This window comes from Brevibacillus sp. SKDU10 (assembly GCF_001645205.1).
Taxonomy (GTDB): Bacteria; Bacillota; Bacilli; order Brevibacillales; family Brevibacillaceae; genus Brevibacillus_B; species Brevibacillus_B halotolerans.
Window position 1 is genome coordinate 1 of sequence record NZ_LSSO01000097.1, and the last position, 862, is coordinate 862.

At 44.9% G+C, this 862-nt stretch carries 2 protein-coding genes; both read left to right on the forward strand.

Annotated features, from left to right (window positions below; translation table 11 throughout):
* Nucleotides 1–375 (forward strand): carcinine hydrolase/isopenicillin-N N-acyltransferase family protein (locus AYJ08_RS05765; RefSeq protein WP_231929014.1); only part of this gene is annotated, 375 nt, incomplete at its 5' end.
* A gap of 32 nt (nucleotides 376–407) precedes the next feature.
* Nucleotides 408–862, forward strand: a 455-nt coding sequence (locus AYJ08_RS05770; RefSeq protein WP_157452797.1) for a helix-turn-helix domain-containing protein, incomplete at its 3' end; no start/stop codon positions are given.

The following is an 862-nucleotide window of genomic DNA, read 5'->3' on the forward strand; positions in this document are numbered from 1 at the left end:
ACTCCTTACCTGATTGCTACCAACCATGTGTTATTTTCAGAATTGGAGCATCTATCTACACACCGCATGCACAACTCACTCATTCGTCAACAGCTATTAGAGAGTGTACTTCGAGGCGATGAGCTATTAGAGAAAGCAGATTTGCTTGCTTTCATGAACCGGGAATATCCACAGGGCTTAAGCACGCATTACTATCAGGAGTATTTTGGGACGCTGCGCTCCATGCTCTTTGACGTAACAGCAAAAACGATAGAGGTCTGCTACGGCTCCCCGCTTCACAACGACTGGCATACGTTGTCTGTGGGGGAAAAGCTTGCTTTTTCAGACATTGAGGTAGCTCTTCCGCAAGGGATTGTTCCCGCTCATTTTTGGTAGAAAAAACAATGTGATAGAGAGGAGAACGAGGCTTGGCATCCTATGGCAAAGAAATTGAAACGGCCATTGACTACATAGAACAGCATCTCGATAAGCCCTTACAGGCAGATGAGGTGGCCCGCCTAGTAAATTTCTCGTACTATCACTTTCATCGAATTTTTTACGAATGCACGGGTGAGACAATCGGTGATTATATTCGGAAGCGAAGACTTACAGAAGCGGCCATCTGCCTTTTACAAACAGAGCGATCTATTTTCGAAATTTCACTAGACTACCAGTTTGATTCTCAGGCTTCGTTTAGTCGTTCCTTTAAGAAGCAGTTTGGTGTGTCACCGTATTTTTTTCGCAAACAAAGGCGACAGCCGATTTCCCTACAAAAAATGCCACTTGTCGATAAGCCCTTGAAGCATCGCTTGCAGCAGATTAGTCTACAGCCCAGCTTTGAACGAATTGAGACCGAGCGATTCGTTATTGGTGTGAAGGATAG